The sequence below is a fragment of the Dyadobacter sp. genome, from assembly GCF_051859145.1.
GTDB lineage: Bacteria > Bacteroidota > Bacteroidia > Cytophagales > Spirosomataceae > Dyadobacter.
Window position 1 is genome coordinate 23,650 of the sequence record NZ_JBHYGF010000146.1, and the last position, 7,170, is coordinate 30,819.

Consider the following 7,170-nt stretch of genomic DNA (forward strand, 5'->3'; position numbering starts at 1 on the left):
CTAAGCAGTGTATTTCTTGAAAATAGAAGTCGCAGTGTGACCGCCGAAGCCGAATGTATTGTTCAGCGCATAGTTAACCGTCTGCTTCACTGACTCGCCAAGAATGATATTCATCCCCTCAGGTACATTTTCGTCCAGGTTTTCGGTGTTGATTGTACCCGGAATAACATCATTTTGAACTGCCAGCGCACAAACAATACTTTCTACGGCACCAGCAGCGCCAAGTAAGTGCCCGGTCATGGATTTAGTCGCGCTGATCGCAACCTGGTGATCACCGAAAACTGTCTTGATCCCATTCAGTTCGCTCATATCCCCGAGACCTGTGGAAGTAGCGTGGGCATTTACGTAGTCGATCTTGTCGGGTGTGATTCCTGCTTCTTTTAACGCTTTCCGCATTCCAAGTGCGGCGCCCATTCCGTCAGGCGGAGTTCCGGTAAGATGGTACGCGTCTGCGGCCATTCCGCCACCTACGATTTCAGCATAAATTTTTGCACCTCTTGCAACCGCAAATTCAAGATCTTCGAGGATCAATGCGGCTGCACCTTCGCCCATTACAAACCCGTCGCGGTCTTTGTCAAATGGTCGCGAAGCAGTCGCGGGATCATCATTTCGTTTGGAAAGTGCCTGTGCCGCACCGAAACCACCCAATGCCGAATAGATAATGGCCGCTTCCGAACCACCCGCTACCATTACTTTCGCCTTGTCCATTCTAATGGTATCAAAGGCGGCGATCAATGCGGTGTTGGAAGATGCGCAGGCAGATACGGTACAATAGTTGGGTCCGTGCAGCTTGTGGCGGATCGAAATCACACCTGCTGCGATATCCACGATCATTTTCGGAATAAAGAACGGACTGAAACGAGGCACTCCGTTAGATGCATGGAATTCAAGCAGCTGGTCTTCAAACGTGCCCATTCCACCATTTCCTGTCGCCCAGATCACACCTACATCGTGGCGGTCTGTGATGTCCATTGTCTCGAAGTCCAGCGCAGCATCTTTGATCGCCATATCGGAAGCTGCAATCGCGTATTGCGTATGCAGATCGTATTTTTTCAGCTCCTTTTTTTCAATGAATTCTTCCGGATTAAAGTCCCGGACTTCACAGCCAAATCTCGTTTTAAATTTGGAAACATCTATTTTCGTGATGGTAGCAGCACCGCTTTTACCATTCACAATATTTTCCCAGAATTCGCCTACCGAATTCCCCAGGGGAGAAATCACTCCCAATCCTGTAACAACTACTCTTTTCATAAAAATTTGAAACGTTTTCGAAGACTCAGGAGATGATCATTCAAACTCCTCAGTAACTGCATCTTTGAACATAATTGCCACAAACTACTGCACCCATTGACCAACAACAAGTATCACAGGGACAACAAGCAAGTGGACCAGGCTCCAAGATTTCAGCCAAATCACCAAAAAATTGGCAACAAATCCAATATTTACGGAAATCAAAGTAAACGAAATCACGCCCGTCGTAATGATTCCCATTTGCATTGCAGAAGCTATTTTCTGTCCCATCATTCTGCGTATATATTTGCTTTCTCAAAGACCGGCGAAACCGGCGTAATTAAAACTTTGCGTCCGGATTCATCGTGCGGAGCGCCTCGGTCGGCGAGCTCAGGTATAGTTGAAACAGCGATTCTGTGCGACCAACGCGCACCTCAAAAGTGTCTGTTTCAAAAGCGTGAATAAGCGCATCAGCAACTTCCTTGGGCGGTATACCATTACAATCGGTGTTACATTTTTCAGCTGTGAAGCTGCGTTGGCAAGTCGCTGTTCGTCTCGCCCGGTGATGATAACTTGATTGCCGCTTACCGAAAAAGCCTTTGCTATTTCCCAGCCAATACCGGCGCTTCCTCCTGTGATCAAAATTGTGTTTCCTGTGGTTTTCATTGCTTTACATTTTGATTGTTGCAAAATAATATACCGATCGGTATATTTCTGGGTAAAATTTTTTTATTCTAAATCCTCGATCATTTTTCTGACAGACTTCATAATCGCATTCCGGTAGTTTAGTTTCCCTGTCACCTTCCCGATCATAATACCACCCTCGATCAATGCAACGATACTGATCGCCGCCTCGTCGGGATCCACCTCCGCATTGAACTCGTTTGTAGCAATGCCTTTTTTGATCAGATTGGATACTGCAATCTTCCAGTTGGTAATTGCTGCTGCGGCTCTTTGTTTTAGCTCGGGGTGGGTGTCATCAGCTTCGGTGGATGTGTTCAGAATGGGGCAGCCGCCGGACGGAAACGGGTGATGAAAGAAGTTCTCGTAAATATCTGCATACACCATCAACTTCTCCTTGTAAGTAGCTCTCTTATCCATTTCAGTTGAAATGGCCGAGAACATGTTTTTAATGTTATGGTCAAATGCAGCCAGCGCCACATCGTCTTTGTTCTCGAAATTACCATAGATGCTACCTTTGGTCAGTCCGGTCGCATGGATAATATCATTCAGTGAAGTCCCGGCAAAACCTTTCACATTGAAAATAGGTGCCGTTTTCTCGATGATAAATTGCCGTGTCCGTTCTGCCTTGCTCATTCTTCTATTCAGTTGACGTAACAAAATTATACCGATCGGTATAATTTTCCTAATTTATTTTTAGTTTATCTGAAAACAAAAAAACGGCCAGGTTTAAAAACCTGGCCGCTGTACTATCTTCTTTATTCTCTCCTACTTAATGGCCACGCGCCAGATCGTATTCCCGGAATCATCGTTAACCAGCATTGAACCGTCTTCCAGCACAGTTACTCCGACCGGGCGACCGTAGACTTTCTTTTCACTTTCTACGAAACCTGTCAGGAAATCCTCAGGCTTTCCGGCAGGTTTACCGCCCTTGAATGGGATGAAAACAACTTTGTATCCCGAGATTTTAGACCGGTTCCATGATCCGTGTTGACCAACGAATGCACCATTTTGATACTTCGCCGGGAATTTTGTTTTATCGTAAAAAGCCAATCCGAGTGAAGCAGTGTGCGATCCCACCGGCACGTCAGGTACAATGGTCTTTTTTACCAGGTCAGGCCGCTCGCCTTTTCTTCTCGGATCTTCGTTTTGCCCGAAATAAGCGTAAGGCCAGCCATAAAAGCCACCTTCTTTTACACTCGTTATGTAGTCAGGCACCAGATCGTCGCCTAACAAATCTCTTTCGTTTACCGCAGTCCACAATACCTTACTACCCGGAGCCCAGTCCATTCCTACGGGATTTCTCAATCCGCTTGCAAATACCCTTTCACCACTTCCGTCCGGATTTACTTCCAGGATATTGGCCCGGCGCTTTTCTTCATCAATTCCATGATCAGCCACATTACTGGCAGAACCTACCGAAATGTAAATCTTCGATCCATCTGCATTCGCAAGCAGGTTTCTGGTCCAGTGGTTATTATAACCGCCAGCTGGTAACTCAACGATCTTCTCTCCTTTGCTCGTGATTTTGGTATCGCCCGGCTTGTAAGCATACCTGAAAACACCGTCGGTATTCGCTACATAGAAAAAGTTGTTCAATACCAGCATTCCCAGCGGCTTGTTCAGCTTTTCCATGAATATCTCCCTGATTTCGGGCTTCCCGTCTTTGTTAACATCGCGTAACAACGTAATCCTGTCGGCACTCTTCTTGGTATTTGACTCCGCCACGAACACGTCGCCATTTGGCGCCTGGTAAGTCCAGCGCGGACTGTCGAGCTTATCTGCATATTTGGTAACCACAAAACCCTCAGGCGCCACCGGCATTTTGCCTTCGGGCCACCCCGCTTCCTCAGGCCTGTTCTCTACGGACTCTGTTGTAAATGGAGCTGGCAAAGTGAGGCTACCCGTTTCAGTATTGGCAGAATCAGGACCGGACTTGGCGGCTTCCTCTTTTTCCTTATCACTGACTTTACTGTTGCATCCGGCCACGGCAAATGCGGCCAGCACATATACCGCGGCGAGTTTTCTGATGTTCATACTGGTTTGGTTTTTAGCGAAAAAAGGCAGGCTGTGGTTTGTCAACCCTCAACCTGCCTTTGCAATAATAATGCCAGCCGGAAATCTAAATCAGTCCGCTTTGTTTCAGTATTCTTTGTTCGTCGCCTGTGATGTAAGCGAATATTTTGAGTGTGCCATTTAAATGCTGCAGGAAGTAAATAACACTAAATTCAATGGAACCCTCGACCCCATCCTTCATATAAAACGACTGCCAACGAACATCTACAAGGTAATGCAGATCGTCCAGCTCGGTGATATCCACCTGCCTGATCTCCATTTTATGAATACCTATCGACCGGTAAAATTCGTAGCCTTTTGGAACAGACTCCCAGAACGCCGAGTCATTTTTCCCACCTGAAACTCCTGCCGGACTTGCCTCTACAAAAAATTCAGCGAAAGCTTTTGCCGTATCTTCTGCAACTGCATTCCCTGCCAAACCTTCTTCGAACCGCCTTTCATAATCCTCGAAAAACGCCTGAATACTGTCATTTATATCATCCATCTTCCTCTTGGCTTGGTTGTAAATACGAACCAGAGAAAGAATTATGCCAAAATACAGCGTGTACTAAAACGTGACCGGAACTTCAACAACCGTCTTATCCCAGCCCATGAACATCTTTGCCGAGGTATCGGATACTTTCTCAAAAACAATGGAGAAGTTCTCAATCGGAGCTGCTGCGGGCTTTGGAGCAGCTGTTACCCTCAGTACATCATTGGCTTCCTTGTATTTGTAAGCGCCCCAGTAATCCAGATCGGAGCTGAGTATCACAGTCCATTCTTTTTCGCCAGGAATGGTAAACAGGGAATAGGTACCTGCCTTCACTTTTTTGCCTCCAAATGTTGCATCCTGATAAAACTTGATCTCTGTCGCTTCGTCTGCGCCTGTCCGCCATACTTTTCCGTAAGGTTCCAGCTTGCCAAATACCTCTCTGTCTTTCAATGCCGGGCGGCTATAACTTACTTTTACAAGTGCCTTGTCACCATCTTTACGGTCGTGGGCAAAATGATCGGGGAAGTAGGCGATATCGCGCGGACTTTTATCCAGGGGTCTGAACTTCTGAGCATGCGCGGTAAATGCTGCAAGGACAAGCAAAAGACTAGCAATGATGTTCTTTTTCATAATTTGGTTTTGGTTAAAAACGGGATTAAGCAAGCATTTTGCCGGTCAGCACAGGTCGCTGATCTTTGGTATTGCCAAGTATTGCTAAACTTCTCTTGAACTCGATCTGCACATTCTCACCCTCAAACTTGCAACGTACCGTATCGTAATGTGCAGTTTCTATAAACCGCCACGTCATTTCAAAGGTACTGTCATCAACCCAGGCGCCATTGCAGGCAATTTTGGTCTTCGTTTCGCCAGGCACCGGGGTTAGTACCAGTTTGAGCGGCATTGTAGACAAGTCGGTCAAGCCTATTTTCCAGTTCCCGATCCCGTTTACAACCTGGTGTTCCCCGCGGTCATCTTTAACCCTGAAAAGGCACCAGCCTTTGTCAAAGTCAAAAGATACCTTGCTGATCTTTAAGCTGTTTTCGGCCATATTGAAACTCTTCTCTTTCAACTTCGCAGCCCACTCTGACGTAGGTTTACCCGCGGTTTGCGGTAGTGCCAGGGTGCTCAGCTTTTTTTGGAGCTCGGCCACTTCCTGCTTGTCAGAAGGCACGCGTGTCCCTTTTACAGATTTTAGAATATGGTTCCATATATGGTCCAGAATGGCCTGCATATTACCCGTTTCGCTCGTAATTGCTACCACCATATCTTCTTTGGGCAACACGATGCAATATTGTCCGTAAGCGCCATCGCCGCGGTAAGCATCATTCCGGCAGCGCCAGAACTGGTATCCGTAACCTTGCAGCCAGTCGTTTTCAGCCTGCGGGCGGGATCCGCCTTTGGATTGAATGTGCGAGCGCGTGGCTTCTTCAACCCATTCGGCCGGAATAAGCTGTTTTCCATTCCATTTTCCTTTTTGCAAATACAGCTGGCCGAACTTGGCAATATCTTCGGTTTTGACCCTGAGTCCCCAACCGCCGGTATTAATCCCATTCGGGTCCACTTCCCAGTCCATTCCTTCAATCACCAGCGGATCAAACAGGCGAGGTTTCAGATATTGAAGTAAAGTTTGCCCGGTCACCTTTTGGATAATCGCCGAAAGCATATAAGTAGCGCCGCTGTTGTACACGAAATGCGTACCGGGCGCATGCTCTACCGGCAAAGCCAGAAACGATTTTACCCAGCTTTTTTCTTTAGCTTCCCTCACCGAGGCAGTGGTATCTTTGTCGTGCCCGGTGGACATGGTAAGCAGGTCTTTTACCCGCATTGCGGCCAGGTTTTCACTGATCGTAGCCGGCTTTTCGCCTGGAAAAAAGGAGACTACCTTATCCTCTACTTTCAACTTTCCTTCTGCAACAGCGAAACCGATGGCTGTGGAAGTAAAGCTTTTGCTGAGTGAGTACAATGTATGTTTCAGTTCGGGATTATAGGGTGCCCACCAGCCTTCCGCAACTACTTTTCCCTGCCGCAGGACCATCAAGCTGTGCAAATTCAATTTCTCGGACTCGACTGCATTCACAAAGTCAAGGATACCTTTGGCCGATATACCTTGTGACTCAGGTGAGCTGCGGGGTAGCTGACCGTAGGAAGGCGCTCCGGCCCAGGAAGATGCCGGGATAGAACTTAAAACACCCAACTGCAGCGCACCTAATCCTAACTGCTGTAAAAACTCCCGGCGATTGTAAGACATGTTATCAGGAATATATGTTTGTGATACTGGATATCATTTCACGGCAGACGTTTTAGCCAATATGTTTACAGGTAATGGTATCTTTGCCCTCTTTTCAAAAACTCGATTAACTGGCTGGATACTTATGTCTTTCGAATCACTTGGCTTGTCTGAACCATTACTAAAAACCATTGCTGAACAGAATTATACTCAACCTTACCCCATCCAGGAAGCCGCTATTCCTGCTATATTAAAGGGTAACGATGTTCTGGGCATTGCGAAAACGGGTTCCGGAAAGACTGCCAGTTTTGTTTTACCGATTCTTGAGTTATTCCAAAGTAAACCAGCCGCCGCAAACCGGCATATTTCTGCATTGGTTTTGGTACCGACAAGAGAGCTCGCGGTGCAGGTAGGTGTTGTTTTTCAAACTTTTGGAGAGCGGCTGCCCCGGAAAGTGAAGACAATGGCGGTTTACGGCGGGGTT

The 7,170-nt window shown here is 47.0% G+C and carries 9 protein-coding genes; 1 reads left to right on the forward strand and 8 read right to left on the reverse strand.

Annotated elements, in window-relative coordinates; genetic code table 11:
- The 8 genes from fabF to ACTIE6_RS10180 all read right to left on the reverse strand — a co-directional run bounded on the left by fabF (position 1) and on the right by ACTIE6_RS10180 (position 6,707).
- A complete protein-coding gene (gene fabF, locus ACTIE6_RS10145) occupies positions 1–1,251 on the reverse strand; it encodes a beta-ketoacyl-ACP synthase II (protein WP_439556529.1) in 1,251 nt (416 codons plus the stop codon).
- Positions 1,252–1,335: 84 nt separating this feature from the next.
- Positions 1,336–1,524: a DUF2798 domain-containing protein gene (locus ACTIE6_RS10150; protein WP_439556530.1), complete on the reverse strand. Its 189-nt coding sequence runs from the start codon at positions 1,522–1,524 to the stop codon at positions 1,336–1,338.
- 96 nt (positions 1,525–1,620) lie between these two features.
- Positions 1,621–1,896: an SDR family NAD(P)-dependent oxidoreductase gene (locus tag ACTIE6_RS10155; RefSeq protein ID WP_439556531.1), complete on the reverse strand. Its 276-nt coding sequence runs from the start codon at positions 1,894–1,896 to the stop codon at positions 1,621–1,623.
- Between the two features lie 63 nt (positions 1,897–1,959).
- Complete coding sequence (locus ACTIE6_RS10160) at positions 1,960–2,547, reverse strand: TetR/AcrR family transcriptional regulator (protein WP_439556532.1); 588 nt, start codon at positions 2,545–2,547, stop codon at positions 1,960–1,962.
- A 132-nt stretch (positions 2,548–2,679) separates the two neighbouring features.
- Positions 2,680–3,948: a PQQ-dependent sugar dehydrogenase gene (locus tag ACTIE6_RS10165; RefSeq protein WP_439556533.1), complete on the reverse strand. Its 1,269-nt coding sequence runs from the start codon at positions 3,946–3,948 to the stop codon at positions 2,680–2,682.
- Between the two features lie 85 nt (positions 3,949–4,033).
- Positions 4,034–4,471: a hypothetical protein gene (locus ACTIE6_RS10170; protein WP_439556534.1), complete on the reverse strand. Its 438-nt coding sequence runs from the start codon at positions 4,469–4,471 to the stop codon at positions 4,034–4,036.
- A 63-nt stretch (positions 4,472–4,534) separates the two neighbouring features.
- Positions 4,535–5,089 (reverse strand): DUF2911 domain-containing protein, encoded by a 555-nt coding sequence (locus ACTIE6_RS10175; protein ID WP_439556535.1) that lies wholly within the window; start codon positions 5,087–5,089, stop codon positions 4,535–4,537.
- A 25-nt stretch (positions 5,090–5,114) separates the two neighbouring features.
- Positions 5,115–6,707 carry a serine hydrolase domain-containing protein gene (locus ACTIE6_RS10180; RefSeq protein WP_439556536.1) on the reverse strand — a complete coding sequence of 531 codons (1,593 nt, stop codon included), beginning with the start codon at positions 6,705–6,707 and terminating at the stop codon, positions 5,115–5,117.
- A 124-nt stretch (positions 6,708–6,831) separates the two neighbouring features.
- On the opposite strand from ACTIE6_RS10180, the gene ACTIE6_RS10185 reads away from it, so the two are divergent.
- On the forward strand, positions 6,832–7,170 hold a 339-nt coding region (locus ACTIE6_RS10185; protein WP_439556537.1), incomplete at its 3' end, for a DEAD/DEAH box helicase.